The organism is Streptomyces sp. NPDC091649 (genome assembly GCF_044756785.1).
In the GTDB taxonomy this organism is placed as follows: domain Bacteria; phylum Actinomycetota; class Actinomycetes; order Streptomycetales; family Streptomycetaceae; genus Streptomyces.
Map to the genome: position 1 here is coordinate 102,040 of NZ_JBIVTR010000017.1, position 25,901 is coordinate 127,940.

The 25,901-nt window shown below is 71.8% G+C and carries 24 protein-coding genes; 11 read left to right on the forward strand and 13 right to left on the reverse strand.

Annotated elements, in window-relative coordinates; all coding sequences use genetic code 11:
• The first annotated feature begins 92 nt into the window (after window positions 1-92).
• The 5 genes from ACIQMU_RS25215 to ACIQMU_RS25235 all read left to right on the forward strand — a co-directional run bounded on the left by ACIQMU_RS25215 (window position 93) and on the right by ACIQMU_RS25235 (window position 5,759).
• Window positions 93-1,601: an MFS transporter gene (locus ACIQMU_RS25215; protein ID WP_402689738.1), complete on the forward strand. Its 1,509-nt coding sequence runs from the start codon at window positions 93-95 to the stop codon at window positions 1,599-1,601.
• Window positions 1,602-1,639: 38 nt separating this feature from the next.
• Window positions 1,640-1,795, forward strand: coding sequence for a hypothetical protein (locus ACIQMU_RS25220; protein ID WP_352241282.1), 156 nt, complete (start codon window positions 1,640-1,642; stop codon window positions 1,793-1,795).
• Between the two features lie 156 nt (window positions 1,796-1,951).
• Complete coding sequence (locus tag ACIQMU_RS25225) at window positions 1,952-3,736, forward strand: DEAD/DEAH box helicase (protein ID WP_402689739.1); 1,785 nt, start codon at window positions 1,952-1,954, stop codon at window positions 3,734-3,736.
• 485 nt (window positions 3,737-4,221) lie between these two features.
• A complete protein-coding gene (locus ACIQMU_RS25230; protein WP_352241284.1) occupies window positions 4,222-4,866 on the forward strand; it encodes a helix-turn-helix domain-containing protein in 645 nt (214 codons plus the stop codon).
• 104 nt (window positions 4,867-4,970) lie between these two features.
• Complete coding sequence (locus ACIQMU_RS25235; RefSeq protein ID WP_402689740.1) at window positions 4,971-5,759, forward strand: S16 family serine protease; 789 nt, start codon at window positions 4,971-4,973, stop codon at window positions 5,757-5,759.
• Here ACIQMU_RS25235 and ACIQMU_RS25240 read toward each other — a convergent pair.
• The 8 genes from ACIQMU_RS25240 to ACIQMU_RS25275 all read right to left on the reverse strand — a co-directional run bounded on the left by ACIQMU_RS25240 (window position 5,719) and on the right by ACIQMU_RS25275 (window position 12,320).
• Window positions 5,719-7,023 (reverse strand): MFS transporter, encoded by a 1,305-nt coding sequence (locus ACIQMU_RS25240; protein WP_402689741.1) that lies wholly within the window; start codon window positions 7,021-7,023, stop codon window positions 5,719-5,721. The genes ACIQMU_RS25235 and ACIQMU_RS25240 overlap by 41 nt on opposite strands.
• A gap of 33 nt (window positions 7,024-7,056) precedes the next feature.
• Entirely contained in the window at window positions 7,057-7,266 is a 210-nt protein-coding gene (locus ACIQMU_RS25245; protein WP_352241287.1) for a hypothetical protein, read from the reverse strand.
• Window positions 7,267-7,309: 43 nt separating this feature from the next.
• A complete protein-coding gene (locus ACIQMU_RS25250) occupies window positions 7,310-7,924 on the reverse strand; it encodes an ArsR/SmtB family transcription factor (protein ID WP_402689742.1) in 615 nt (204 codons plus the stop codon).
• A gap of 76 nt (window positions 7,925-8,000) precedes the next feature.
• Window positions 8,001-8,891 (reverse strand): glycine betaine ABC transporter substrate-binding protein, encoded by an 891-nt coding sequence (locus tag ACIQMU_RS25255; RefSeq protein ID WP_352241377.1) that lies wholly within the window; start codon window positions 8,889-8,891, stop codon window positions 8,001-8,003.
• Between the two features lie 134 nt (window positions 8,892-9,025).
• Window positions 9,026-9,892, reverse strand: a complete 867-nt coding sequence (locus ACIQMU_RS25260; protein ID WP_402689743.1) for an ABC transporter permease — start codon at window positions 9,890-9,892, stop codon at window positions 9,026-9,028.
• Complete coding sequence (locus ACIQMU_RS25265; protein WP_352241291.1) at window positions 9,889-11,166, reverse strand: betaine/proline/choline family ABC transporter ATP-binding protein; 1,278 nt, start codon at window positions 11,164-11,166, stop codon at window positions 9,889-9,891. Before ACIQMU_RS25265 ends, ACIQMU_RS25260 begins: the two co-directional genes overlap by 4 nt.
• A complete protein-coding gene (locus ACIQMU_RS25270) occupies window positions 11,159-11,806 on the reverse strand; it encodes an ABC transporter permease (protein WP_352241292.1) in 648 nt (215 codons plus the stop codon). Before ACIQMU_RS25270 ends, ACIQMU_RS25265 begins: the two co-directional genes overlap by 8 nt.
• 40 nt (window positions 11,807-11,846) lie before the next feature.
• On the reverse strand, window positions 11,847-12,320 hold the full coding sequence (locus ACIQMU_RS25275; RefSeq protein ID WP_164620254.1) for an Lrp/AsnC family transcriptional regulator: 474 nt from the start codon (window positions 12,318-12,320) through the stop codon (window positions 11,847-11,849).
• A 122-nt stretch (window positions 12,321-12,442) separates the two neighbouring features.
• On the opposite strand from ACIQMU_RS25275, the gene hppD reads away from it, so the two are divergent.
• Window positions 12,443-13,588 carry a 4-hydroxyphenylpyruvate dioxygenase gene (gene hppD / locus ACIQMU_RS25280; RefSeq protein WP_352241293.1) on the forward strand — a complete coding sequence of 382 codons (1,146 nt, stop codon included), beginning with the start codon at window positions 12,443-12,445 and terminating at the stop codon, window positions 13,586-13,588.
• A gap of 176 nt (window positions 13,589-13,764) precedes the next feature.
• On the opposite strand, the gene ACIQMU_RS25285 is transcribed toward hppD, so the two are convergent.
• Window positions 13,765-15,357: a tetratricopeptide repeat protein gene (locus tag ACIQMU_RS25285; RefSeq protein ID WP_402689744.1), complete on the reverse strand. Its 1,593-nt coding sequence runs from the start codon at window positions 15,355-15,357 to the stop codon at window positions 13,765-13,767.
• 97 nt (window positions 15,358-15,454) lie between these two features.
• Between ACIQMU_RS25285 and ACIQMU_RS25290 the strand changes: the two genes are divergently transcribed.
• Window positions 15,455-16,822, forward strand: coding sequence for an FAD-binding oxidoreductase (locus ACIQMU_RS25290; RefSeq protein WP_402689745.1), 1,368 nt, complete (start codon window positions 15,455-15,457; stop codon window positions 16,820-16,822).
• Window positions 16,823-16,844: 22 nt separating this feature from the next.
• On the opposite strand, the gene ACIQMU_RS25295 is transcribed toward ACIQMU_RS25290, so the two are convergent.
• Window positions 16,845-17,327 (reverse strand): SsgA family sporulation/cell division regulator, encoded by a 483-nt coding sequence (locus ACIQMU_RS25295; RefSeq protein WP_352241296.1) that lies wholly within the window; start codon window positions 17,325-17,327, stop codon window positions 16,845-16,847.
• Window positions 17,328-17,574: 247 nt separating this feature from the next.
• Between ACIQMU_RS25295 and ACIQMU_RS25300 the strand changes: the two genes are divergently transcribed.
• Window positions 17,575-19,245 (forward strand): RDD family protein, encoded by a 1,671-nt coding sequence (locus tag ACIQMU_RS25300; protein WP_402689746.1) that lies wholly within the window; start codon window positions 17,575-17,577, stop codon window positions 19,243-19,245.
• Between the two features lie 125 nt (window positions 19,246-19,370).
• Window positions 19,371-20,036, forward strand: coding sequence for an RDD family protein (locus ACIQMU_RS25305; protein ID WP_352241298.1), 666 nt, complete (start codon window positions 19,371-19,373; stop codon window positions 20,034-20,036).
• Window positions 20,037-20,064: 28 nt separating this feature from the next.
• Here the strand turns inward: ACIQMU_RS25305 and ACIQMU_RS25310 are convergent, their stop codons facing one another.
• The gene (locus ACIQMU_RS25310) at window positions 20,065-20,376 is read right to left on the reverse strand and encodes a hypothetical protein (RefSeq protein WP_352241299.1); all 312 of its coding nucleotides are present in this window, start codon (window positions 20,374-20,376) and stop codon (window positions 20,065-20,067) included.
• A 425-nt stretch (window positions 20,377-20,801) separates the two neighbouring features.
• On the opposite strand from ACIQMU_RS25310, the gene ACIQMU_RS25315 reads away from it, so the two are divergent.
• Window positions 20,802-23,204, forward strand: a complete 2,403-nt coding sequence (locus ACIQMU_RS25315; protein WP_352241300.1) for an immune inhibitor A domain-containing protein — start codon at window positions 20,802-20,804, stop codon at window positions 23,202-23,204.
• A gap of 124 nt (window positions 23,205-23,328) precedes the next feature.
• Complete coding sequence (locus tag ACIQMU_RS25320) at window positions 23,329-23,736, forward strand: hypothetical protein (protein WP_352241301.1); 408 nt, start codon at window positions 23,329-23,331, stop codon at window positions 23,734-23,736.
• A gap of 27 nt (window positions 23,737-23,763) precedes the next feature.
• Here ACIQMU_RS25320 and ACIQMU_RS25325 read toward each other — a convergent pair whose 3' ends face one another.
• Together ACIQMU_RS25325 and ACIQMU_RS25330 are read right to left on the reverse strand one after the other, a co-directional pair.
• A complete protein-coding gene (locus tag ACIQMU_RS25325) occupies window positions 23,764-24,351 on the reverse strand; it encodes an isochorismatase family protein (protein WP_352241302.1) in 588 nt (195 codons plus the stop codon).
• 208 nt (window positions 24,352-24,559) lie between these two features.
• Window positions 24,560-25,888 carry a nicotinate phosphoribosyltransferase gene (locus tag ACIQMU_RS25330; protein ID WP_402689747.1) on the reverse strand — a complete coding sequence of 443 codons (1,329 nt, stop codon included), beginning with the start codon at window positions 25,886-25,888 and terminating at the stop codon, window positions 24,560-24,562.
• Between the last annotated feature and the right edge of the window lie 13 nt (window positions 25,889-25,901).

Sequence of the window (25,901 nt, forward strand, 5' to 3'; positions counted from 1 at the left end):
ACACCCGGGGCTCGGGACCTACGACCAAGGGCCGAGCGAGGGACCGTACATCGACAGGGTTCAAACCGTTTCACGCCCCTTACGCTGAGGCCATGACCGCCCTCGAACCACGTGACGGCACCGATGCCGCGCGCCTCGCGCCGACCGAGATCGACGCACCCTCCCCGGACCCGCTGTCCGGCATCCCTCCCATGGCCGTCGAGGGGGTCCTCGGGCGCACCTACCGGGCGCTGAGCATCGGCATCGTCTCCGTGGTGTTCCTCATCGCGTTCGAGGCCACGGCGGTCGGCACGGCGATGCCGGTGGCCGCACGTGAGCTGAACGGCATCCCGCTGTACGCGTTCGCCTTCTCCGCGTACTTCACCACCAGCCTGTTCGCCATGGTCCTCTCCGGGCAGTGGGCCGACCGGCGCGGGCCGCTCCAGCCGCTCGCCACCGGGATCACCGCGTTCGGCGCCGGCCTGCTGCTCTCCGGGGCGGCCACCAGCATGTGGATCTTCATCGCGGGCCGGGCGGTCCAGGGTCTCGGCGGCGGGCTGGTGATCGTCGCCCTGTACGTGGTCATCGGGCGGGCCTACCCCGAGCACATCCGGCCCGCGATCCTGGCGGCCTTCGCCGCGAGCTGGGTGATCCCGTCCGTCGTCGGGCCGCTCGCCTCCGGGACGGTGACCGAGCACCTCGGCTGGCGCTGGGTCTTCGTCGGCATCCCCGTCCTCATCGTGGTGCCGCTCGTACTGGCCCTCCCGGCGATCCGGCGGACGGCCTCCGGGCCCGCGGACCCGGCCGCCGCCACCGAGCCGTACGACCGCCGCCGCATCCGGCTCGCGCTGGGCATCTCGGCCGGGGCGGGGCTGCTCCAGTACGCGGGGCAGGAGCTGACCTGGCTCGCCCTCCTGCCGGCCGCCCTCGGCGCCGCCCTGCTGGTGCCCGCCGTCCGCGGACTGCTGCCCACCGGGACCGTGCGGGCCGGGCGCGGGCTGCCCTCGGTGGTCCTGCTGCGCGGGATCGCCGCCGGGTCGTTCATCGCAGCCGAGTCCTTCGTACCGCTGATGCTGGTCACCCAGCGCGGGCTGTCCCCGACGATGGCCGGGCTCTCGCTGGCCGTGGGCGGGGCGACCTGGGCGCTCGGATCGTTCGTGCAGTCCCGGCCGCGCATGGAGCCCCACCGGGAGCGGCTGATGGTCAGCGGCATGGTGCTGGTCGCCGCCTCGATCGCCGTCGCGCCCTCCGTGCTGATCGAGGGGGTCCCGGTGTGGACCGTCGCCGTCGCCTGGGCCTTCGGCTGCTTCGGCATGGGCATGGTGATCGCCTCCACCAGCGTGCTGCTGCTCAAGCTCTCCGCCCCGGAGGAGGCCGGCTCCAACTCGGCCGCCCTCCAGATCTCCGACGGGCTCTCCAACGTGCTGCTCCTGGCCACCGGCGGCGCGGCCTTCGCCGCGCTCGGCGGCGGGGCCGTGGGGGCGGCCGCGCACGGTGCGGTGGAGGCCGGAGCCTCCGGCTCGCACCCGGGCGCGTTCGCCGCGGTGTTCCTGCCGATGGCCGGGGTGGCACTGGTGGGGGCCTGGGTGGCGACCCGGGTGCGGGAGCGACAGCGGTACTGAACCGCCCCCTCGTCGACGGCGACAAGCGCATGGCGTGGATGTCCGCGGTCGTGTTTCTCGACATCAACGGAACCGAGATGGCCGAGGTCGACCAGGACGAGGCGTACAAACGCGTCATCGAGGTGGCCAGGGGCGGCCTTGCGGATGTGGACCGGACCGCCGGGCGGCTGAGAGCGCTGCACGGCGCGATGTGAGCACGGTCTCGTCGGGCCTCGGCGCGGCTTGTTCGTACCGGGTTCCAACCGGGCCCCCGGTAAGGTGGCCCGGTTGTCGTATCGCGGGCCGGGCCGATCGGGCCGGGTCCGGTGCGGACAGCGCCCCACGTACCCGAGAGCCCCGAACCGGAGACCGTGACTACTACCACCGCCTCCCACCACCTCTCACCCGCCTTTCCCGGCCGTGCCCCCTGGGGGACCGCCGGCAAGCTGCGAGCCTGGCAGCAGGGGGCCATGGAGAGGTATATCCAGGAGCAGCCGCGCGATTTCCTCGCCGTCGCGACGCCCGGCGCCGGCAAGACCACGTTCGCGCTGACCCTCGCGTCATGGCTGCTGCACCACCATGTCGTGCAGCAGATCACCGTCGTCGCCCCGACCGAGCACCTCAAGAAGCAGTGGGCGGAGGCGGCCGCGCGGATAGGGATCAAGCTCGACCCCGACTACAGCGCCGGTCCGCTGAGCAAGGACTACCACGGCGTCGCCGTCACCTACGCGGGCGTCGGCGTCCGTCCGATGCTGCACCGCAACCGCTGCGAGCAGCGCAAGACGCTCGTGATCCTGGACGAGATCCACCACGCCGGTGACTCCAAGTCCTGGGGCGAGGCGTGCCAGGAGGCGTTCGACCCCGCGACCCGCCGACTGGCGCTGACCGGTACACCGTTCCGGTCGGACACCAACCCGATCCCGTTCGTCGCGTACGAGGAGGGCAACGACGGCATCCGCCGCTCCTCCGCCGACTACACCTACGGCTACGGCAACGCGCTCGCCGACGGCGTCGTGCGCCCGGTCATCTTCCTCAGCTACAGCGGCAACATGCGCTGGCGCACCAAGGCCGGCGACGAGATCGCCGCCCGGCTCGGCGAGCCGATGACCAAGGACGCCATCGGGCAGGCGTGGCGCACCGCGCTGGCGCCCACCGGCGAGTGGATCCCCAATGTGCTCTCCGCCGCCGACAAACGGCTCACCGAGGTCCGCAAGGGCATTCCCGACGCGGGTGGCCTCGTCATCGCCACCGACCAGGATTCGGCACGCGCGTACGCCAAGATCCTGAAGAAGGTCACCGGCGAGACGCCGACCGTGGTCCTCTCCGACGAGAAGGCCGCCTCCAAGAAGATCGACAAGTTCAGCGCGGACGAGTCGCGCTGGATGGTCGCGGTCCGCATGGTGTCCGAGGGGGTCGACGTACCGCGCCTGGCCGTCGGCGTGTACGCGACGACGATCTCGACGCCCCTCTTCTTCGCCCAGGCCGTCGGCCGCTTCGTGCGCTCCCGCAGGCGCGGCGAGACCGCGTCCGTCTTCGTGCCGACGATCCCGATGCTCCTCGACTTCGCCAACGAGATGGAGGTCGAGCGCGATCACGTGCTCGACAAGCCGAAGAAGGGCAGCGACGAGGAGAACCCGTTTTTGGAGGAGGACAAACTCCTCGCCGACGCCGAGAAGCTGGAGGACGAGGAGACCGAGGAGCAGCTGCCCTTCGAGGCGCTGGAGTCCGACGCCGTCTTCGACCGGGTGCTGTACGACGGGGCCGAGTTCGGCATGCAGGCCCACCCCGGTTCCGAGGAGGAACAGGACTACCTCGGCATCCCCGGGCTCCTGGAGCCGGACCAGGTCCAGCTGCTCCTCCAGAAGCGGCAGAGCCGGCAGATCGCGCACAGCCGCCAGAAGCCGGCCGAGGAGGCCGACCTCCTGGAGAAGCCGGCCGACGCCCGGCCCGTGGTCACCCACAAGCAGCTGCTGAGCCTGCGCAAGCAGCTCAACACGATGGTCTCCGCCTACACCCACCAGAGCGGCAAGCCCCACGGTGTCATCCACACCGAACTGCGCCGGGTCTGCGGCGGCCCGCCGAGCGCCGAGGCGACGGCCCACCAGATCCAGCAGCGCATCGCGAAGGTCCAGGAGTGGGCGACCCGGATGACGTGACCGCGAGGACGGGCCCGGGGGAGGGAGGAGGGCGGGACGCGTATCCGTACGCGTCCCGCCCTCCTCCTCGTCCTCGCCGAGGCCGTCAGCCGTCCGCGGGCTCGGGGACGTGGGCGGAATCGTGTGTACCAATCCTTCACTCAGGGTTAACGCCGGTTCACCGCTGTGTGCGGCCGGGCGCACGGCAGTCGTGACACGTGAACGCGCGTAGATGTTCGCTTTCCGGACGGCGTCCCGCTGACCGGCCCGTATGCGGGGGCCGTTCCGGAGCCCCGCGTCCGGAGACCGGATTCTGGACGAGGACTTCCGCTGAGCGGACCGGCTCGCTACTGTCCCCGGCATATGAACGCCCCGTGGCAACGCCGCCGCGGAGCGCAGCCGGTGCCTTGCCAGGCCGGCGGCCTCTCCGTGCGTCGCCGCTGGGACCGGCGTCGCAACCGCCGGAGCAGGACCGTCGTCGCTCACCCCGAAGAGGAGAGGGCGTCGTGACAGCGGAGACTTCCCAGACGCTCGACCGAGGACTGCGCGTCCTCAAACTGCTCGCCGACACCGATCACGGTCTGACCGTCACCGAGTTGTCCAACAAGCTCGGTGTCAACCGGACCGTCGTCTACCGCCTGCTCGCCACCCTGGAGCAGCACGCCCTGGTACGCCGTGATCTGGGCGGCCGCGCCCGGGTCGGGCTCGGCGTGCTGCGGCTCGGCCGCCAGGTGCACCCGCTCGTCAGGGAAGCCGCGCTGCCCGCGTTGCGCTCGCTGGCCGAGGACATCGGGGCCACCGCCCATCTCACGCTCGTCGACGGCAGCGACGCCCTCGCGGTCGCGGTCGTCGAGCCCACCTGGACCGACTACCACGTCGCCTACCGGGCCGGCTTCCGGCATCCGCTGGACCGGGGCGCGGCGGGCCGGGCCATCCTGTCCGCCCGGCAGGCCACGGAGGCCGACCACCCCGGCTACACCCTCACCCACGGCGAACTGGAGGCCGGGGCCAGCGGGGCGGCGGCGCCCCTGGTCGGGGTCTCGGGCGTGGAGGGCAGCGTCGGTGTCGTCATGCTCGCCGACGCCGTACCGGAACGGGTCGGGCCCCGCGTGCTGGACGCCGCCCGGGAAGTGGCCGACGCGCTGCGATAGGCGGGTACGCCTCGGGGCGTGCGGGGCGGGACGCCGTCGAGGGACGCGGGGGGCGGCGTACGCCTGGCGCGTTCCGGCCGGAGGGCGGCGGTTAGATTGGGTGCGTGCTCACTCGTCTCACGCGCCCCCGCGTCCTCGCGCTCTGTGCGCTGCCCGTCCTCGCCCTGTTCGGTACGGCGGCCTTCGCGCCGCTGCCGTTCACCCTGGCGCGGCCCGGGGTGACCGCGGACGTGCTCGGCAAGGACGACGGGCGGCCGGTGATCACCATCACCGGCACCTCGACCCGGCCCACCGACGGCCAGCTGAGGATGACGACGATCCTCGCCACCGGGCCCGAGGCCGACGTCCGTGTCGGCGCGGTGATCGACGGCTGGTTCCGTGCCGACCGGGCGGTCATGCCGCGCGACTCCGTCTACCCCACCGGTGGTTCCGTGCGGGAGATCGAGCGGCACAACCTCGCCGACATGAAGGAGTCGCAGGACGTCGCCGTCGACGCCGCCCTGAACTACCTGGGCCGCGAGCAGGGTTCGATGCGGGTCGAGGTGGACCTCGGAGACATCGGAGGCCCGAGCGCCGGTCTCCTCCTCTCCCTCGGCATCATCGACAAGCTGGACGGCGACGGCTCCGGCGGCGGCCTCACCGGCGGCCGGACCGTCGCCGGTACGGGGACGATCAGCGCGGACGGCGAGGTCGGCACGGTCGGCGGGGTGTCGATGAAGACCCAGGCCGCCCACCGCGACGGGGCGAGCGTCTTCCTCGTCCCGAAGGCCGAGTGCGCTCAGGCGGAGGCCGAGCGGCCCGACGGGCTGCGGATCGTGCCCGTCTCCACGCTGGAGGACGCGGTCGGCTCGCTCAAGGCCCTGCAGACGGGCGGGACGGTACCGAGCTGCTGACCTGCGGCGGCACCGAGGGCTCCGGTCCTTCCGCCGCGCCCGGCACGTCGTCCAGCGTCCGCCAGGACGGGAAAGCCAACGGGCTCAGCGTGGCCAGGAAGTAGACCCCGCCCATCGCCAGCAGCGCCCCCGTCGCCCCCGCGCTCTGCACCAGCAGCCCGGCCGCGAGCCCGCCCAGCGGCGTCGCGAACTCGCAGCCCGCCGTCAGCGCCCCCGAGACCCGGCTGCGCAGCCGGTCGGGCACGCGCTCGTAGATCACCGTCGTCAGGATCGGGTTCAGCACGCCGCCCGCGATCCCGCCCAGCAGCATGGTGACCGCGAGCGGCGGCGTCGTCCCGGTCACCGCGGCGACCAGGAACCTCGGCGCGCCGCACAGGATCACGCACACCGTGAACACCGCGCGGCGCGAGAAGCGGTGCCCCACCGCCCCGTACAGCAGTGCCCCCACAAGACCGCCCGCCCCGAACACCGCGGTGAGCAGCCCGATGGCGGTCGCGCCGCCCAGCTCCCCTTCTGCGTGCACGGGGAGCAGCACGGCGTTCCAGCCCTGGTCGGTTCCGTTCATGAACATCACCATGACCACGACCGACAGCAGCAACCGGTTGCCCAGCAAGTGGGCGTACCCTTCGCGGAGTTCGGAGCCGTAGGAGCGCAGCGAGACCGGGGCCGCGGCCTTGCGCGGCTCGGCCGCGCGCACCCCCCGCACCCCTGCGGCGATCAGCAGGGCGGACAGTGCGAAGGTCGCCGCGTCGAGCAGCAGGACCGTCTCCGCGCCGACGAAGGCGATGAGGACCCCTGCGAGCGCCGCGCCGACCATGCGGGCCCCGCGCGAGACCGCGTCGAAGAGGCCGGCGGCCCGGGGGAGCGTGGTGCCGGCGTGCTCGGCCAGGTCCGGGATCAGGACGTAGCGCGCGGTGTTGCCCGGGGTGTGGGCGAACCCGTTGAGCGCCATCAGCGCGCACAGCATCCAGAAGGCGAGGGCGCCGGCGAAGTGCAGCAGCGGGATCGCGGCGATGGCCGACGCGCACACGGCGTCGGAGGCGACGGCGGCCCTGCGGCGGCCGATCCGGTCGATGACCGGTCCGCCGATCAGCGCCGCCACGACGCTCGGCAGGGTGGCGCAGAAGGCGACGATCCCGGCCCGGCCCGCGCTCCCGGTGGTCTCCAGGACGAACCAGGGGACACCGATCAGGGTCAGCGAAGTGCCTGCCGTCGAGATGGAGTTGGCCGCGAGCGTGGCGGCGAGCGGGGCGCGGTTCCCCATGGTCCTGTCTCCCCCGAGCTGGTCGTAGGGCCGCTACGCGGCAGGGAAGGCGGCGGTGCGGCACGCGTTCACGGACGTGCTCGCTTCCCGGCTCTGGGCCGTCAGCCGCAGGCCGACCTCGACGAGGGTCCAGCCGACCCGGGTGCGCAGGCTGGTGCGGGGGTGGTGGCGGAACGCCGTTGCCTCACCGCGGAGTTCGGTGGCGCGGGCGGCGTGCAGGAGGTGGTGTACGTCGGCATGCATAAAGCGATTCCCTTCGGGTGGTGGGCTGTCGGCGGCACGGCGATCACTCGGAGGCGCGCGGGAAGGTGTGCAGATGGGTCCGGACGCTGGCCGAGCCCTCGGTGTCGTCGGGGACGCGGCCCCGGTAGCTCTCCACCAACTCCTGGACCTTCCGGCCCAGTTCCAGTGCCAGCTCGGGGGTGAGGCGGATCGTGAAGTCGCTCATGTCCCAACTGCGCTGCCACTCCTGCGGCCAGTCGTCCATCGTGCCCAGCCAGGTGTTCAGCTCCTGGGCGTGGCTCGTGGCCGTCTCGTGGAGGAGGAAGTCGATGGCCCCGCGCACCTCCGGGTCGGCGTGCGTCCGGAACTCGGCGCTCTCCACGGTCGAGCCGTCGTGGGCCGCCCGCCACCAGCGTTCGCGGCCCTTGCCCAGCTCCGGGGCGTCCTCGACCAGTCCGCTCTCGGCGAGTTGGCGCAGGTGGTAGCTGGTCGCTCCGCTGGACTCGCCCAGCCGCTCGCCGAGCCTGGAGGCGGTGGCGGGGCCGAACTCGCGCAGCGCTTTCAGCAGCCGCATCCGGAGGGGGTGCGCGATGGCGCGCAGGGTGCGGGCGTCGACGTTGTGGATCTTCCGGTCGGTGCCGTCGTACCGGTAGGGGTGGACGTCCTCGTTCTCTGCCATGACTCGAAGGTAGAGATGCAAAGACAGCTTTGCAAGCCTTTTTTGCAAGGGGTTGTTTGCAACGGAACTCTGTAACTCACCCCTCCTCGATGAACCCCTCCGCCACCAGCCAGTCCTTCGCCACCTCGTGCGGGTCCTCGCCGTCCACGTCGACCTTGGCGTTCAGCGTCCGGGCGACCTCGGTCGTCAGCTTCCGGGCGAGCGGGGCCAGCAGCTCCGCGATCACCGGGTACTTCTCGAAGGTGGCCTCATGGATGACCGGGGACGCGTTGTAGTTGGGGAAGAAGTTCTTGTCGTCCTCCAGCACGTCCAGGTCCATCGCCTCGATGCGCCCGTCGGTGGTGAACACCTCGCCCAGCAGACAGGAGTCCGACCCGGAGACCTGGGTGTAGATGATCCCGGCGTCCATCTTCCGGATGTTGCCGGCCGGGATGTTCACCCCGTACTTCTTCTCCATGCCGGGAAGCCCGTCGTCGCGGGAGGCGAACTCGTTCTCCACGCAGATCGTCACCGCGTCCGGGTTCTCCTTCGCCAGGTCGGCCATGTCCGAGAGCGTCCTGAGCTTGTACTTCGCGTTGTTCTTCTTGCTGATGGCCAGCGCGTAGGTGTTGTCGAGCGGAGCCGGCGGCAGCCAGACCACCCCGTTGGACCGGTCCTCGTCCCGTACCGCCTCGTACTGCTTCCTCGGGTCGACGATGGGGTCCGCGTGGCCGAGGAAGGTGATCCAGCCGGTGCCGGTGTAGTCCCACTGCGCGTCCGCGTCACCGCTGATGATGGCCTCGCGCGCGCTGATCGACCCGGGCAGGTTCGTCCGGTCCAGGACCTCCGCGCCGGCCGCCTTGAACACCAGGCCGGTCATCTGGCCCAGGATGATGTTCTCGCTGAAGTTCTTCGAGGTCACGGTCAGCGTCGCGCCCTTGAGCGGCTCGCCCTGCCCGACCGACCCCGGTGACACGGCGTCCACCATCGGGGAGCCGCTCTTGAGCCCGCAGCCGCCCAGGAGCAGGGCCAGGGCCAGGGTCAGAGCCAGGGCCGGAGCCAGGGGCGGGGCCGTGCCGCCGGCCGTGAGAGACCCGCGCCGGGACGCGTACGTCCTCCTTCTCATCGTTCCTCCAGCCCGCGCGGCGTCAGCGCCAGTTCGGCCAGCGAGGCCAGCCAGTCCACCAGCAGGGCCAGCACCACCGTCAGCACCGAGCCGATGACCAGCACCGGCATCCGCTGCGTCTGGATCCCCGAGGTGATCAGGTCGCCCAGCCCGCCGCCCCCGCCGAACGTCGCCAGCGTCGCCGTGCCGACGTTCAGCACGAGTGCCGTACGCACTCCGGCCAGGATCAACGGCACCGCGAGGGGCAGCTCCACCTTCATCAGGACGCCCCGGCCGGACATCCCCATCCCGCGCGCCGCCTCGATCATGTTCGGCTCGATCGCCCGCAGCCCCGCCACGGTGTTGGCGAGCACCGGCAGCACCGCGTAGATCACGATGCCGATGATCGCGGTCCGCGGTCCGATGCCCAGCCAGATCACCAGCAGTGCCAGCAGACCGATCGCCGGGGTCGCCTGTCCGATGTTGGCCAGCGCCGTGAACGCCGGGGCCGCCTTCCGCAGCCGCCGCCGCGTCAGGGCGATACCGAGCGGAATCGCGATGATCAGTACCCAGAACGTGGAGATCGCCGTCAGCCGCACATGCTGCCACCAGCGCAACGGCACATTGCCGCCGGAGAGCGAGTTCTCCGCGATCGAGTCGAGGTGGATGGAGGTGATCCACACATAGGTGAGGACCAGGACGGCCGCCAGCACCAGCGGCAGGACGACCAGCTTCCGCAGGGTGATCCGGCGCTCCGGCGTGGCCGGGGCGGGGGAGGGGTCGCTCTCCTCGTCGTGGAACGCGTGGCCCTTGACGTCGTGTTCGCCCGCCGGCCGGGTCGGGGCCGGCTCCTTCCCGGAGCGGGCCTGGTGGCTGGGGCTCATACTCCGCCGCCACCCCCCTCCAGCTCCTCCTCCGTCTGGTGGGCGCGCTGCTCCTCCAGCTCGTGCTGGTGCTCCAACGCGGTCAGCCGGTCGGCCTCCAGCAGCTCCTGCACGCTGTCCATCAGCGTCTTCATGTCGACGACCCCGATGAACTCACCGCGCCGCCCGGTGACCGCGACCCGGTCGCTGCTGTCGATGAGGACCGCCTCCAGCGCGTCGTGGAGGGTGGCGTCCCGGGTCACCGTGTCGTGCACCAGCTGCCCGGCCCGCGCCAGCGAACCGCGCGCCCGCATCAGGTCGCCGCGCCGCAGCCACTTGTACGGGCGGTTCTGGCGGTCCAGCATCAGCAGCTCGTTGTGCGGGCCGTTGCGCAGCTTGTTGAAGATCGTCTGGAGCGGGTCCTCGACCGTGACGGTCGGGAAGTCCGCGATGCCCACATCCCGTACGCGGGTCAGGTTCAGCCGCTTGAGGGCGGCGCCCGCGCCGACGAAGCCGGAGACGAAGTCGTCCGTCGGGTTGGTGAGGATCGCCTCGGGGGTGTCGAACTGCGCGATGTGCGAACGCTCCCGCAGCACCGCGATCCGGTCGCCGAGCTTGATCGCCTCGTCGAAGTCGTGGGTGACGAACACGATCGTCTTGTGCAGCTCGTGCTGGAGCCGGATCAGCTCGTCCTGGAGGTGGTCGCGGGTGATCGGGTCGACCGCCCCGAACGGCTCGTCCATCAGCAGCACCGGCGGGTCGGCGGCCAGCGCCCGCGCCACGCCCACCCGCTGCTGCTGCCCGCCGGAGAGCTGGCGCGGGTAGCGGCCGTGGAACTCCCGCGGGTCCAGGCCCACCAGGTCGAGCATCTCCTCCACCCGGTCCTTCACCCGGGACTTCGACCAGCCGACCATCTTCGGGACCAGGGCGATGTTGTCCGCGACCGTCATGTGCGGGAAGAGGCCGGAGGACTGGATGGCATAACCGATCTTGCGGCGCAGCTTCACCGGATCGATGTCGGTGACGTCCTCGTCGTCGATCCGGATCCGGCCCGACGACGGCTCGATCAGCCGGTTGATCATCTTGAGGGTGGTGGACTTCCCGCAGCCGGACGGCCCGACGAAGACGACGGTCTCGCCCGCCCTGATCTCCATGGACACGTTGTCGACGGCCGGATTCGGGTTGCCCGGATAGCTCTTGCTGAGGCCCTCCAGCTGGATGGTGGCCCCGGAGGCGGAGGTCCCGGTGGCCGTGCCTCCCTCGAAGCCGGCCCCGGTGTCGGTCGTCTCAGGCACGGATCCCCCTCGGGATGGTCAGCCGCCCCAGCAGGACGTACACGGCGTCGAAGAGCAGGGCGAGGACGACGATGCCGAGCGTGCCCGCGAGGACCTGGTTGATCGCGTTGGCGCTGCCCAGCGAGGCGATGCCCCGGAAGATCTCGTTGCCGAGGCCCGGCCCGGAGGCGTACGCGGCGATGGCGGCGATGCCCATCAGCATCTGGGTGGAGACCCGGATGCCGGTCAGGATCGGGGGCCAGGCGAGCGGCAGCTCCACCCGGCACAGCCGGGCCGGCCGCGACATCCCGATGCCCGTCGCCGCGTCGACCAGCGACGGGTCGACGCCCCGCAGCCCGACGATGGAGTTCCGGACGATCGGCAGCAGCCCGTACAGGGTCAGGGTGACCACGGTCGGTGCGACGCCGAGGCCGACCAGCGGGATCAGCAGACCGATCGCGGCCAGCGAGGGGATGGTGAGGATCGTGGCGGTGGAGGTGATGGCGAGCGAGCCGCCCCAGCCGCTGCGGTAGCTCACCACCCCGATGACCACGCCGAGCACCGTGGCGATGACCATGCACTGGAAGACCGCGCTGACGTGCTGGAGCGCGTCGGTGAGGAGCTGCTGGTGGCGGGTGTTCAGGTACTCCCAGAAGCTCACACGGCACTCCCTCGGATCGGTCGGCGTCCCGGGCCCTCGGTCAGTCGGCGTCCTCGGCCGCCTGTTCCACCAGCGGGATGATCCGCAGCGGAACCGGGTTCTCCATGACGATCGCCGTGGAGGCCCGGACGATGCCATCAAAACCGACAACCCGGTCGATCACCCGCTGGAGATCGGCGTTGGAACGGGCCACCAGGCGGCAGAACATGTCGCCGTGCCCGGTGGTGGTGTGCAGCTCCAGCACCTCCGGTACGCCGCCCAAGTGGGCCCGGACGTCAGCCCCTTGACCCTGTTTGATCTCCAGCGTGGCGAACGCGGTGACCGGATAGCCGAGCGCCGCCGGATCCACGTCGGGGCCGAACCCCCGGATGACGCCATTCGACTGAAGGCGGTCCAGCCGCGCCTGCACGGTCCCGCGCGCCACCCCGAGCCGCCGGGACGCCTCCAGGACGCCGATCCGCGGTTCGCGCGCCAGGAGCACGATGAGCCGCCCGTCCAGATGATCGATCGCCATGAGCCCGCCTTCGATGGTCATCCTGTACAGATAGTCCGGCCATCATGGCGATCCGCTGTCCAGATTGACCAGTGAATGTGCGAACTGTTGCGCACCTTGCGATGTGGGGAGAGCCTTCGAGCATGACTGAGACTCTGCACACCAGCCCCGAAACCGCCCGGCAGGCCGACCCCTTCCCGGTCAGGGGAATGGACGCGGTCGTCTTCGCCGTGGGCAACGCCAAGCAGGCCGCGCACTACTACTCGACCGCCTTCGGCATGAAGCTGGTCGCCTACTCCGGACCGGAGAACGGCACCCGCGAAACGGCGAGTTACGTCCTGACCAACGGCGCCGCCCGCTTCGTGTTCACCTCCGTGATCAAGCCGTCCACCGAGTGGGGCGCCTTCCTCACCGACCATGTCGCCGCGCACGGCGACGGCGTCGTCGACCTCGCGATCGAGGTCCCGGACGCCCGGGCCGCGTACGCGTACGCCGTCGAGCACGGCGCGCACGGCATCACCGAGCCGCACGAGGTCGAGGACGAGCACGGCACCGTCGTCCTCGCCGCCATCGCCACGTACGGCAAGACCCGCCACACCCTGGTGGAGCGCTCCGGCTACGACGGCCCCTACCTGCCCGGCTTCGCCGCGGCCAAGCCGATCGTCGAGCCGCCCGCCAAGCGCACCTTCCAGGCGATCGACCACTGCGTCGGCAACGTCGAGCTGGGCCGGATGAACGAGTGGGTCGGCTTCTACAACCAGGTCATGGGCTTCACCAACATGAAGGAGTTCGTGGGCGACGACATCGCCACCGAGTACTCCGCCCTGATGTCGAAGGTCGTCGCCGACGGCACGCTCAAGGTCAAGTTCCCGATCAACGAGCCGGCCATCGCGAAGAAGAAGTCGCAGATCGACGAGTACCTGGAGTTCTACGGCGGCGCGGGCGTCCAGCACATCGCGCTCGCCACGAACGACATCGTCTCCACGGTCCGTTCGATGCGCGCCGCCGGTGTGCAGTTCCTGGACACCCCCGACTCGTACTACGACACCCTCGGCGAGTGGGCCGGCGAGACCCGGGTGCCGGTCGAGACCCTGCGGGAGCTGAAGATCCTCGTCGACCGCGACGAGGACGGCTACCTGCTGCAGATCTTCACCAAGCCGGTCCAGGACCGCCCGACCGTCTTCTTCGAGATGATCGAGCGCCACGGCTCCATGGGCTTCGGCAAGGGCAACTTCAAGGCCCTGTTCGAGGCGATCGAGCGCGAGCAGGAGAAGCGCGGCAACCTCTGAGCCGCCTCGGCCGGGCCCGCGCGTCTCCCGGCCGCCCCGCACAGGGCCGCGCTTCCGCCCGATGCGCGGCCCTCACGCGGAAGCCGCCGCGGTCCGGGGCAGTACCCCGGACCGCGGCGGCCCACGCCGCTCACGGCGCCCCCGTCACGGGCTCTGCGCCGCCCGGCCCCCGGCCGTCACGGGCGCACGCCGCCCGGGCCGCCCGACGGCGGCTCGCCCAGCGCCTCCAGCGCCCGGCGGGCCAGCGGCGCGGCGAGCGGCGAGAAGGCCGGGTTGGTGCGTACGGCCTCCTCCAGACGGCGGCGCGCCGGACCGTAGTCCTCCAGCTCCCGCTGGATCACGCCCAGGTGGTACGCGTACGAGGCGTTCCGCACCCCCGTGCCGACGGCACGCTCCGCGTACCCCAGCCCCTCCTGCGACTTGCCCGCCCGGTGCAGCGCCCAGCCCAGGGCGTCCGCCACCGCCGCACTGCGGTGCTGCTTGCGCCACTGGCCGCGCAGCAGCTCCACGGCCGTCTCCGGGTCTCCGTGGTCGGTCTCGAAGCGGGCCAGCAGCAGGGACTCGTCGACCCCGGCCTTCTCCGCCCCGGCCACCATCTTCCGCAGGTTCGCGTACTGGGTGCGGGCGTCCCCGTCGAGCCCCAGCGACTCGTACAGCTCGCCCAGTTCCAGGGCGTACTCCGGACGCGGCAGCTGTTCCAGCGCGCGCTGGTACCCGGCCAGCGCCTCCGGGGCGCGGTCGAGCGCCACCAGGGCCCGGGCCCGGCCGGCCAGCGAGGCGTGGTGGCCGGCGTCCGTGCGCAGCGCCGCGTCGAACTGCGCCACCGCCTCCTCCGGCTCGCCCCGCTCCCAGGCCAGCTCGCCCAGCCGGTGCAGCGCCGCCGCCTTCTCGGCGGGCCGCGTCGCCCGGTCGGCCGCCTCCCGGGCGGTGGCCAGCGCGTCCTCGCGCCAGCCCTGGTTCCGGTACAGCTCGGAGGTGCGGGCCAGTGCCGGGACGCCCTTGCGCAGCTCGCCGAACTTCTCCGTCGCCGCGGTCGCCGCCTTCTGGTCGCCGAGACCGGTGTACGCGTCGATGAGGACCGGGTACACGCTCCAGGTCTTCGGCTGCCGGGCCTTCACGGTCTCGCCCCATCGCTTCGCCGCGACGAAGTCGTGCCGGGCGTTGGCCAGGGCCGCCAGCCCCACCCACGCCTGCTCGTTCCCGTGCTCGCCCGGCCGCGCGTCCAGCGAACGCTTCAGGGCCTCTTCGGCGCGGGCGTAGTACGCCGTGTCCGCCGAGCGCCGTGCCCACTCCACGTAGGCCGTGCCGAGCGTCGCCAGGGCCGGGGCGTCGGAGGGGTGGGCCTCCACCCACCTCTGACGGTCTCCGATCAGCGCGGTGAGGTCCGAGAGCGAGGCCGGGGAGCCCGCCCTCGCCGCCGCCTCGGCCCGCTCGACCGGCCCCGGCTCCCTCGGCCCCTCGTCCTTCCCGTCCCCCACCGCCACCAGCGCCCCGGCCAGCAGAACCCCGGCGGCGACCGCGCCGAACGCGGCCCGGCGCAGGGTCGTCCGCAGGGTGGGAGGCGGCGGAGGCACGGCGGTGGCGCCCTCGGCGGGCAGTGCGCCGGGGTCCTGCGGGTTCCGCACGCCCGTCGGGTCCTGCGGGTCCTGCGGGTTCCGTACGTCCGTCGGGTCCTGCGGGCTCTCCGGATTCCGCACGTCCCGCGGGTGCCGCGGGGACGGCTCGGGCGGCTGGCGGGGCTCCGGGTCCTGCTGCGGCATGACATCCATGGCGATCACTGTGCGTCAGTCATACGAGCACACCGCGCCTTGGGATCGTTGCCGCCCACGGGTTCACACCATTGGCCCCGGGTGCCACGCTTGGATCATGAGCGATCTCCTCGAACGGCTGCGTGCGGGACTGCCCTCCGAAGCGCTGGTCACCGATCCGGACGTCACCGCGTCCTACGCCCACGACATGGCGAGCTTCTGCGAGGCCGGCGCCCCGGCCGTCGTCGTGCTCCCGCGTACGGTCGAGCAGGTCCAGCACGTCATGCGCACCGCCACCGCGCTGCGCGTGCCGGTCGTCCCCCAGGGCGCCCGTACCGGCCTGTCCGGCGCGGCCAACGCCTCGGACGGCTGCATCGTGCTGTCCCTGGTGAAGATGGACCGGATCCTGGAGATCAGCCCGGTCGACCGGATCGCCGTCGTCGAGCCGGGCGTCGTCAACGCGGTGTTGTCACGCGCGGTGAACGAACACGGTCTGTACTACCCGCCGGACCCCTCCAGCTGGGAGACGTGCACCATCGGCGGCAACATCGGCACGGCCTCCGGAGGTCTGTGCTGCGTGAAGTACGGAGTCACCGCCGAGTACGTCCTCGGCCTCGACGTCGTCCTCGCCGACGGGCGGCTCCTGACCACCGGCCGCCGCACCGCCAAGGGCGTCGCCGGGTACGACCTGACCCGGCTCTTCGTCGGCTCCGAGGGGAGCCTCGGGATCGTGGTCAAGGCCGTTCTGGCGCTCAAGCCGCAGCCGCCCCAGCAGCTCGTCCTCGCCGCCGAGTTCCCCTCGGCGGCCGCCGCCTGTGACGCTGTGTGCCGGATCATGGAGCGTGGTCACACCCCGTCACTCCTCGAACTGATGGACCGTACGACCGTGCGGGCCGTCAACGCCCTGGCCTCCATGGGCCTGCCCGAGAGCACCGAAGCCCTGCTGCTCTGCGCCTTCGACACACCCGACCCCCAGCCCGACCTCGCCGCCGTCGGAGCGCTGTGCACCGCCGCCGGGGCCACCGAGGTGGTCCCCGCGGACAATCCCGCCGAGTCCGAACTCCTCCTCCAGGCCCGCCGGATGTCGCTCACCGCGCTGGAGGCCGTCAAGCCCGCCACGATGATCGACGACGTCTGCGTACCGCGTTCACAGCTCGGCGCGATGCTCGCGGGCACGGCCGCCATCGCCGAGGAGTACGGCCTCACCATCGGCGTCTGCGCCCACGCGGGCGACGGCAACACCCATCCCGTCGTCTGCTTCGACCACCACGACCCCGACGAGTCCCGGCGGGCCCGCGCGTCCTTCGACGCGATCATGGCACTCGGCCTCGGTCTGGGCGGAACCATCACCGGCGAACACGGCGTGGGAGTCCTCAAGAAGGAGTGGCTCGCCCGCGAACTGGGCGAGACCGGCATCGAACTCCAGCGCGGCATCAAGGCCGCCTTCGACCCGCTCGGCCTCCTCAACCCCGGCAAACTCTTCTGACCACCGCCGCTGTCGGCCCCCCTCACACCTCACCGTCCGGGGACGGCGACTCGTCCGCCGCCCACGGGTCGCTCAGCCACAGGTCGTCGGCCGGCAGCGGGGCCAGCAGCTCCGCCAGCGCCTCGTCGATGCCCAGCCGGTCGCTCTCGGCACCCGGCGGCACCACCCGCAGGGTGCGCTCCACCCAGGCGGCCACGGCGGCCGAGGACACTTCGAGCAGGGCGTCGCCGTCCGGGGAGGTGAGGGCCACGCAGATGACGCTGCGCCCGCCGACCTTCGTCGGCCAGATCCGTACGTCCCCGTGCCCGCACGGCCGGAACACGCCCTCCACCAGCAACTCCCGGGCGAAGGTCCAGTGCACGGGCGTCTCGGAGCCGATGTGGAAGGCGATGTGCACGGCGTACGGGTCGTCCGTGCGATACGTCAGCCGGGCGGGTACCGGGATGGACCGCTCGGGGGACAGGACCAGCTGCAGCTCCAGCTCACGTTCCACGATGCTCATCATGGGAATGCACGACCTTCCGGTGCTCATGGGCCGGTCCCGTGACCGTCCCGCACAAGGAGAGAGCGCCCTTCGCGCCACCTATTACGCGACTTCCCGAAAAAACTTCGGACCGTCCCGAAAGTGGTCCCAAACAGGTGGACCGGCCCGGGGGCGGGCGGCTGTCTGATAGATGTGGACCCTTGTATCGAGGCCGTCCGCCCGCACCTCTGGGACGGCCTGAGGCCGCGAAGAGATACGGGACCCGCTGATGAGCGCGCCAACTCCGGCACCCGGTGACGAAATCCCCCGCGAGGGCTACTACCCCGACCCCTCCATTCCCGGCTACGTCCGGTACTGGAACGGCGCATCCTGGGTCCCCGGCACGAGCCGCCCGGCGCCCCGGCAAGCGGGCCCGGCCGCGGCCCCCGCCGCCGGTGCGCGGACCGGGCGGGTGGCGGAGTCCGGGCCGGTGGAGGAGACCGGGCCGATCTTCTTCGACGAGGAGGAGGGCCTTTCGGACGCCCCGGACGCCCCGGACGCCCCGGAGGCTCCCGCCGGCCCCGGGCAGCCCGTGGGCGGTCACGCCGGCCAGGCGGACGCCGCGTCCGTCTGGCAGGCGGACTCCGCGCGCCAGAGCGGTTTCGGCGGCGAACGGGACCGCCGCGTGGAGTGGGGCGGACCGGCGCAGGAGCAGGTCGGCCCGCCGTCGCCGCCGGCCGACCCGAGGGCTCCGCTGTCCCAGGGCCCGGCGGGCGGTGTGTTGCCGGGAGCGCGGGACGGCGGCGGCCCTGCCGAGGAGGCGGGGGCGCGTCCGCCGACCGAGGGGACGGTCACGATCCGCGCGGTGGGACCACGGCCGGACGCGGCACGGGGGAGCGCCCCGAGCCCCCACGCCGCCCCGCCGGCCGCCGTACAGTCCGCCGCCGCACAGCCCGACCCGGCACCGTCGAACGCCCGTACGCCGCAGGGGCCGCAGGCCATGGGCGCACGGCACGGGAGCGCGCAGAACAGCCTCGCGTCGGCTCCGGCGGCCCGGGCCCTCCCGGCGCCGGCACGACAACAGCCGCAGCCGCACCAGCCGCACCAGCCGCACCGGATGCCGCAGCCGCAGGCTTCCACGTCCGTCCCCGCCCCGGCTCCCGTCCCCGCGCAGGAAGGGCGGCAGGGCCCGGTGCAGGCCCCCGCGGCCACGCCGTCCCCCGCTCCCGTTCCTCCGGTGGCCCCGCACGTGCCCCGGACCCCCGGCCCCGGAGGCGGCTCGGCCTCCTGGGCGGAGCAGGTCCACCAACTGGCCCAGCCCGAACCGCGCCAGCACCAGCCCCAACAGCAGCCGCACCAGCAGCGACAGCCGTTCCAGCACCAGGCGCCGGAGGCGGGACCGCAAGCGGACCAGCCCGTCGTGCCCTGGAAGCCGCCGGTCGACGACCACTTCCAGCAGCTCGCCCGCAACCAGACCTCCGCCCGGCCCGCCGGGCTCGGCAAGCGGTTCGCCGCCCGGCTGGTCGACAGCCTGGTGCTCGGCGCGGCCGTCGCGGCGGCGGCGTTCCCGCTGGCCACCCGGGCGCTCGACCACATCGACCGGAAGATCACCGCGGCGAAGGAGACGGGGCAGACGGTCACCGTCTGGCTGCTGGACTCCACCACCGGGGCGATGCTGGGGGCCCTGCTCGCCGCCTTCCTCCTTCTCGGTTTCCTCCTGGAGGCGCTGCCGACGGCCAAGTGGGGCCGGACGCTCGGCAAGAAGCTCTGCGGGCTCGACGTACGGGACATCGAGTCCCACGACGCGCCCACCCTGGGCGCCGCCCTGCGCCGCTGGCTCGTCTACGGGGTGCTGGGGCTGCTCGTCATCGGCGTGGTCAACGTCCTCTGGTGCCTGGTCGACCGTCCCTGGCGGCAGTGCTGGCACGACAAGGCCGCCCGTACCTTCGTCGCCGGCTGAGCGGCCCCCGGGAACGCGTGGCCGGGCGGGTGGCGACCGCCCGGCATAGACTCGTATGCCGCTCCGTGTCCCCCGAACGCACCTGAGCCGTTGCGGGCCCCGGTGGTGCGGGATGCACTGCCCCCATGAGCAACGACCAGCCGACGCCCGGCCAGCCGCCCGAGGACGACGATCCGTTCCTCAAGAAGCCGCAGGAGCCCCCGCCGCCGTCCGAGGGTCGGCCCTACGGCAGTGCGCCGCCCCCGCCGCCGCCTCCGCCCCCGCCGAACGATCCGTACGGCAGCGGCGGCTTCGGGGCGCCCGATCCGCTGGCCGGGATGCCGCCGCTCGGTGAGCCGGGGAAGCGCATCCTGGCGCGGCTCATCGACTTCCTCGTCATCTCGATCCCGCTGTATCTGATCTCGCTGCCCTGGGGCGGCGCGGTCGACGTCAACGGGGACGGCGACGACGGGTTCGGCGACGCGGTCGCCAACGGGTACGGCGGGAGCCAGCTGCTGTGGTCGGTCATCGGCCTGGTGGTCTACGTCGCCTACGACACGTACTTCACCCACAAGGACGGCCGCACGCTGGGCAAGCGGCTGCTGAAGCTGCGTGTCGCGATGCTCAACGACGGGCGGGTGCCCGACACCGGAGCCGCGCTGATGCGGGCCGTGGTGCTGTGGGCCCCGGCGCTGCTGTGCTGCCCGTGCCTGTGGTGGCTGATCAACATCGTGCTGATGTTCACCGACAAGCCCTACCGGCAGGGGCTCCAGGACAAGGCGGCGAAGACGGTCGTGGTGGCCGTCCGCTAGCGGACGACCGGTCCAGCCGGCCCCGAGGTCACCGATCGAGGTGGTCCGCCCGCGCCGGCGAACCGCCCGCCGTGACCCGCTCCCGGGTCCCGACGTCCTCCGGGGCGTGGTGGGTTCGGGCGGCGGCCGGGCCGGTCGCCGCCGGTCCGGCTCCCTCCGCCGCACCGTGGCGGGGGAGTGGCAGGCGTACGGCGACGAGGAGGCCGAGGGCCAGCGCGGTCGCGCCGATGGCGGACACGCCGGCTGCGGACTCCGTGCGGAACAGCAGCAGCAGGGCGAGCGTCGTGACGACGACGGTGGCCGAACCGTAGGCGAACTGTGCGGCAGTCGGACGCGGCATGGCGGTTTCCGTCCTCGGGACGTCGGATGGGCGGGGCGGTCGGCACGGTCGCAGGTGTCGAACGACCCTACGACGGTGGATGCCCGACCCGGACCGGTAGTAAGCGTGACCTAACCCACGGTACCGGTGCACAGGGGGCGCATGGATTCACGCCTCTCAGCAACCGGACGTGGCGGCGCGCCCGTTGAGGCGTGCCGTCGGACCGGTCAGGGGCGGCCGACCGTTCTTTTACCGTTCCCATGCACTCCACATACCGTCCGCATACCGGAAGAACGCTCCGCATAGTGCACTTGGTCTGTTCAAGTCAAGGTCTGTCTTTTCTCTCATAACTCCGATCGAATGTCGTCACTTGTGACGCGTTTACGCGCACGGCCCGCTTCCTGCCCCCTGGCCGTTGCGCGGACGCCCGGGGAGGACTGCATCAAGTGACCAATCAGAGACGGGCGCTTCGCGCCGCTGCCGTTGTCGTGGCCATGGCTGCGACTGCTGCTACGGCGTCGACCTTCGCCACCGCCCAGGCGCACGACAGCTCATCAGGTTCCGGTGTCTCCACCGTCGACCGCCATGACCCGGCGCCGGCCAAGGGGCATGTGGAGCACAACCTGGAGGGCCCCTTCAGCGAGAAGCAGGCCGCCCAGCGCGAGGCCGCGCTGGAGCAGGTGCTGTCCGGCGACAAGAAGGTGGCGAACCGGAGCGGCTCCAAGGTCGTCAAGCTCGGCCACAAGAAGTACGTGGAGCTCGGCCGGGAGAAGACCGACAAGATCTTCACCATCCTGCTGGAGTTCGGCGACCAGGTCGACGACACCACCATGTTCGACCCGGACGGTGACGGCCCCAAGCCGCCCGTGAAGAAGTTCGGCGGCGCCCCGGGACCGGCGCACAACCAGATCGCCGAGCCGGACCCGGCCAAGGACAACAGCACCGCCTGGCAGGCCGATTACAACCGGGAGCACTTCCAGGAGCTCTACTTCGGCGAGGGCAAGGGCGTCAACTCGCTCAAGACCTACTACGAGAAGACCTCCTCGGGCCGCTACTCGGTCGAGGGCGAGGTCTCCGACTGGGTCAAGGTGCCCTACAACGAGGCCCGCTACGGCTCCAACTACTGCGGCCAGTCCAACTGCGCCAACGTGTGGGACGCGGTGCGCGACGGCGTGAACGCCTGGGTCGCCGACCAGAAGGCCAAGGGCCGCACCGACGCGGAGATCAAGGCGAACCTCGCCGAGTACGACGAGTGGGACCGCTACGACTTCGACGGTGACGGCAACTTCAACGAGCCCGACGGCTACATCGACCACTTCCAGCTGGTCCACGCCGGCGAGGACGAGTCGGCCGGCGGCGGCGCCGAGGGCACCAACGCCATCTGGGCGCACCGCTGGTACGCGTACGGCACCGACGCCGGTGCGACCGGCCCCGCGGACAACAAGGCCGGTGGCGCCCAGATCGGCGACACGGGCGTCTGGGTCGGCGACTACACCGTCCAGCCCGAGAACGGCGGCCTGGGCGTCTTCGCCCACGAGTACGCCCACGACCTCGGTCTGCCGGACCTGTACGACACCTCCGGCGGCGGCGAGAACTCGGTCGGCTTCTGGTCCCTGATGTCGGCGGGCTCCTGGCTCGGCACCGGCGACGGCGAGATCGGCAACCTGCCGGGCGACATGACCTCGTGGGACAAGCTCCAGCTGGGCTGGCTCGACTACGACACGGCCAAGGCGGGCAAGACCTCGCTGCACAAGCTGGGCGTCTCGGCGTACAACACCAAGAACCCGCAGGCGCTCGTCGTCGAGCTGCCGGAGAAGGCCGTCACCACCACCGTCGTCAAGCCCGCCGAGGGCTCGAAGCAGTGGTGGAGCGACATGGGCGACGACCTGTCGAACACCCTGACCCGCTCGGTCGACCTGACCGGCAAGTCAGAGGCCACGCTGGACCTTTCGGGCTGGTACGACATCGAGGCCGACTACGACTACCTCTACACCGAGGTGTCCGACAACGGCGGCGCCAGCTGGACCGCGCTCGACGGCACCGCCGACGGCAAGGCCATCCCGCGCGACGCCAGTGACAAGCCGGCCCTGACCGACGTCTCGGGCGACCACAAGAAGCTCTCCTTCTCCCTGGACGCCTACGCGGGCAAGAAGGTCGACCTCCGCTTCCGCTACCAGACGGACGGCGGCGCGGGCGGCAAGGGCTTCACGGCCGACGAGATCACCGTCACGGCCGATGGCGCCGTGCTCTTCTCGGACAACGCCGAGGGCGACGACAACGGCTGGACCGCGAAGGGCTTCTCGCGGGTCGGAGCGTCCTTCACCCAGGACTACCCGCAGTACTACATCGCGGAGAACCGCCAGTACGTGTCGTACGACGAGACCCTCAAGGTCGGCCCGTACAACTTCGGCTTCTCCGGCACCCGTCCGGACTGGGTCGAGCACTACGCCTACCAGAACGGTCTGCTGGTCTGGCTCTGGGACACCTCCCAGAAGGACAACAACACCTCCGTCCACCCGGGCCAGGGTCTGATCCTGCCGGTCGACGCGCACGCCAAGCCGCTCAAGTGGAAGGACGGCTCGCTCCTGCGCAACAAGATCCAGCCGTTCGACGCGCCGTTCAGCTGGTACCCGAACAAGGGCTTCACGCTCCACAACGCGGACGTCCCGCTGCGGATCAGGCCCGCGCTGGGCAACCCGGTCTTCGACGACCGCAAGGGCACCTACTGGTACAAGGAGAACCCCACGGGCAGTGTCAAGGTTTCTGACACGAACACCCGCATCTCCATCGTGAACGAGCCCCGCAACGGCTCGACGATGACCCTGCTGGTCAGCCCCTCGGGCCGCTGATCAAGTAAAGCCGCAGGTCACAGCGTGATCGGCCGCCGCCCCCTAGCGGGCGGCGGCCGATCGTGTTTAGGTGCGTCTTGTTCACATCCTTATTGACACGACGTCTCACGGGGGAGCGCGGAGCATGGCCGGCGGAGGATTCTGCAGATTGCCGAACGGCACGGTGGTGGTGGCCCTGACCCTGACCAGACCGGCCGGCGGGCCGGGGCCGCGCGGCGGTCCGGGAGCGGCGCCCGAGGCCCCGGTACGGGTGCTGGTGCACGCGGCGAACCGGGCGCGCGCCCTGACCAGGCTGCGCAATCTGGGGCTGCGGGCGGTCTACCTGCGCGGCAACGACCTGCCGCCCACGCCGGACGAGGTCACGGCGGTGCTGCACCATCCGGACGGTCTGCTGTGGCGGGCCGCCCCGCAGGCGGGCCCGGCCGGTCCGGCGGGCCTCCTCGGGCCCCAGTCGTGCCAGGAGCTGTGGCACCCGATCAGGGCCCTGCTGGGCCCCACCGGGTATGCCGGACCGGCCCGTCCGGCCGCCTGAGGGCTGTCCGGCGCGGTCCGGGGGCGGTCAGGCGACGACCGGCGTGCCGGAGAGCTTCACGCCCGCCGTGCGCAGCTCCGCCAGCGCCCGTTCGGTGGTCGCCCCGGACACGCCCGCCGTCAGGTCCAGCAGCACCTGGGTGACGAAGCCCTCACGGGCCGCGTCCAGGGCGGTGGCGCGTACGCAGTGGTCGGTGGCGATGCCGACCACGTCGACCTCGGTGACCTCCCGGTCGCGCAGCCACTGGGCGAGGCCGGTCCCGTTCTCCTCGGTGCCCTCGAACCCGCTGTACGCCGCCGAGTACGCCCCCTTGTCGAACACCGAGTCGATCGCACCGGAGGCGACGGCGGGCGCGAAGTTCGGGTGGAAGCCGACGCCCTCCGTGCCGGCGACGCAGTGCACCGGCCAGGAGTGCTCGAAGTCCGGGCTGGGCGAGAAGTGGTCGCCCGGGTCGATGTGGTGGTCGCGGGTGGCCACTACGTGGCGGTAGCCGGGCTGGGCGTCGCCGATCAGGTCGGTGATGGCGGCGGCGACGTCGGCGCCGCCCGCGACCGCGAGGCTGCCGCCCTCGCAGAAGTCGTTCTGAACGTCCACGACGATCAATGCGCGGTGCATGGCGGGTGTCCTTCGGTGGGGGCGGGATCGGACGGGGCGGGGCGGGGCCGGATCTGGACGGGGACGCCCGGGGGCGCCCGAAAGGATGTCCGATGGTTCGAGCCTAGGCACTGGACCGTCACAATCAAGCCCGTCCGGGAAACCCCGGTTGCGGACCCGGCCGGTCCGGATGCCGGGGCGGCCCCCGCGGGGCCGCCCCGGACCTGTCTCAGGCGTACTCGGTCGGGATCACCGGCTCGCCGCGCGACAGCTGGATCGCCGACATCGGCAGCCCGGCACGCGCGGCCACATGCCGCTCCCGCACCGCCTCCAGGGGCTCGCGCGCGACCACCTCGCCGGCCCGCACCAGCTCCACCTGCAACTGCCGTCCGGCCATGTCCTCGGGCACGGGGCCGGTACCGATGACCTCGGCCTCGGCGACCCCGTTCCCGTCGGTCCGGCGCGCGGCCCACTTGCGGCCGCCGAGCGACGACTTCGCGCCGAGCGACTTCTTCGCCACCGGTCGCAGCGGTTCGGCCGGGTCCGCCGAGGCGGCGCGGGCGACCAGCTTGTAGACCATCGAGCAGGTGGGGTGCCCGCTCCCGGTGACCAGCTGGGTGCCGACCCCGTACGCGTCCACCGGTGCGGCGGCCAGCGAGGCGATGGCGTACTCGTCCAGGTCCGAGGTCACCACGATCTTCGTGTCCGTGGCCCCCAGCTCGTCCAGCTGCTGCCGCACCCGGTGCGCGACCAGGAGCAGGTCCCCGGAGTCGATGCGTACGGCGCCGAGTTCCGGCCCGGCGATCTCGACGGCCGCCCGGACCGCCTCGGTCACGTCATAGGTGTCGACGAGCAGCGTCGTTCCCCGGCCCAGTGATTCCACCTGGGCCCGGAAGGCGTCGCGCTCGCAGTCGTGCAGCAGGGTGAAGGAGTGCGCGCTGGTGCCGACGGTCGGGATCGCGTAGCGGAAACCGGCCGCCAGGTCGGAGGTGGCGTCGAAACCGCCGACGTACGCGGCCCGGGCCGAGGCGACCGCGGACAGCTCGTGGGTGCGGCGCGCGCCCATCTCGATCAGCCGGCGGTCCCCGGCGGCGGCCGACATCCGCGAGGCGGCGGCGGCGATGGCGGAGTCGTGGTTGAGGATGGAGAGGATCACCGTCTCCAGCAGCACGCATTCGGCGAAGGAGCCCTCGACCCGCAGGATCGGGGAGCCGGGGAAGTAGACCTCGCCCTCCGGATAGCCCCAGATGTCGCCGTTGAAACGGTAGCCGGCCAGCCATTCGAGGGTGCGCTCGTCGACGACGTTCCGCTGGCGCAGGAAGCCGATCATCTCGTCGTCGAAGTGGAAGTTCTCCACCGCGTCCAGGACTCGCCCGGTGCCCGCGACGACTCCGTAGCGCCGCCCCTCCGGCAGCCGCCGGGTGAACGCCTCGAAGACCGAGTGGCGGTCGGCGGTGCCGGCCTTGAGGGCCGCCTGCACCATGGTCAGCTCGTACTGGTCGGTGAAGAGCGCGGTCGACGGAACGCCGACCCGTCGCCCGAGGTCCGCTGAGTTCATGGCTGAGACACTA

Coding starts and splice junctions, on each gene's coding strand:
- ACIQMU_RS25330 (WP_402689747.1), bottom strand. CDS start 25,888: ATGAACTCAGCGGACCTCGGGCGACGGGTCGGCGTTCCGTCGACCGCG.
- ACIQMU_RS25240 (WP_402689741.1), bottom strand. CDS start 7,023: ATGGGGAACCGCGCCCCGCTCGCCGCCACGCTCGCGGCCAACTCCATC.
- ACIQMU_RS25305 (WP_352241298.1), top strand. CDS start 19,371: ATGAGCAACGACCAGCCGACGCCCGGCCAGCCGCCCGAGGACGACGAT.
- ACIQMU_RS25285 (WP_402689744.1), bottom strand. CDS start 15,357: ATGGATGTCATGCCGCAGCAGGACCCGGAGCCCCGCCAGCCGCCCGAG.
- ACIQMU_RS25220 (WP_352241282.1), top strand. CDS start 1,640: ATGTCCGCGGTCGTGTTTCTCGACATCAACGGAACCGAGATGGCCGAG.
- ACIQMU_RS25320 (WP_352241301.1), top strand. CDS start 23,329: ATGGCCGGCGGAGGATTCTGCAGATTGCCGAACGGCACGGTGGTGGTG.
- ACIQMU_RS25215 (WP_402689738.1), top strand. CDS start 93: ATGACCGCCCTCGAACCACGTGACGGCACCGATGCCGCGCGCCTCGCG.
- ACIQMU_RS25295 (WP_352241296.1), bottom strand. CDS start 17,327: ATGATGAGCATCGTGGAACGTGAGCTGGAGCTGCAGCTGGTCCTGTCC.
- ACIQMU_RS25310 (WP_352241299.1), bottom strand. CDS start 20,376: ATGCCGCGTCCGACTGCCGCACAGTTCGCCTACGGTTCGGCCACCGTC.
- ACIQMU_RS25250 (WP_402689742.1), bottom strand. CDS start 7,924: ATGGCAGAGAACGAGGACGTCCACCCCTACCGGTACGACGGCACCGAC.
- ACIQMU_RS25245 (WP_352241287.1), bottom strand. CDS start 7,266: ATGCATGCCGACGTACACCACCTCCTGCACGCCGCCCGCGCCACCGAA.
- ACIQMU_RS25255 (WP_352241377.1), bottom strand. CDS start 8,891: ATGGTGGACGCCGTGTCACCGGGGTCGGTCGGGCAGGGCGAGCCGCTC.
- ACIQMU_RS25300 (WP_402689746.1), top strand. CDS start 17,575: ATGAGCGCGCCAACTCCGGCACCCGGTGACGAAATCCCCCGCGAGGGC.
- ACIQMU_RS25290 (WP_402689745.1), top strand. CDS start 15,455: ATGAGCGATCTCCTCGAACGGCTGCGTGCGGGACTGCCCTCCGAAGCG.
- hppD (WP_352241293.1), top strand. CDS start 12,443: ATGACTGAGACTCTGCACACCAGCCCCGAAACCGCCCGGCAGGCCGAC.
- ACIQMU_RS25325 (WP_352241302.1), bottom strand. CDS start 24,351: ATGCACCGCGCATTGATCGTCGTGGACGTTCAGAACGACTTCTGCGAG.
- ACIQMU_RS25275 (WP_164620254.1), bottom strand. CDS start 12,320: ATGGCGATCGATCATCTGGACGGGCGGCTCATCGTGCTCCTGGCGCGC.
- ACIQMU_RS25260 (WP_402689743.1), bottom strand. CDS start 9,892: ATGAGCCCCAGCCACCAGGCCCGCTCCGGGAAGGAGCCGGCCCCGACC.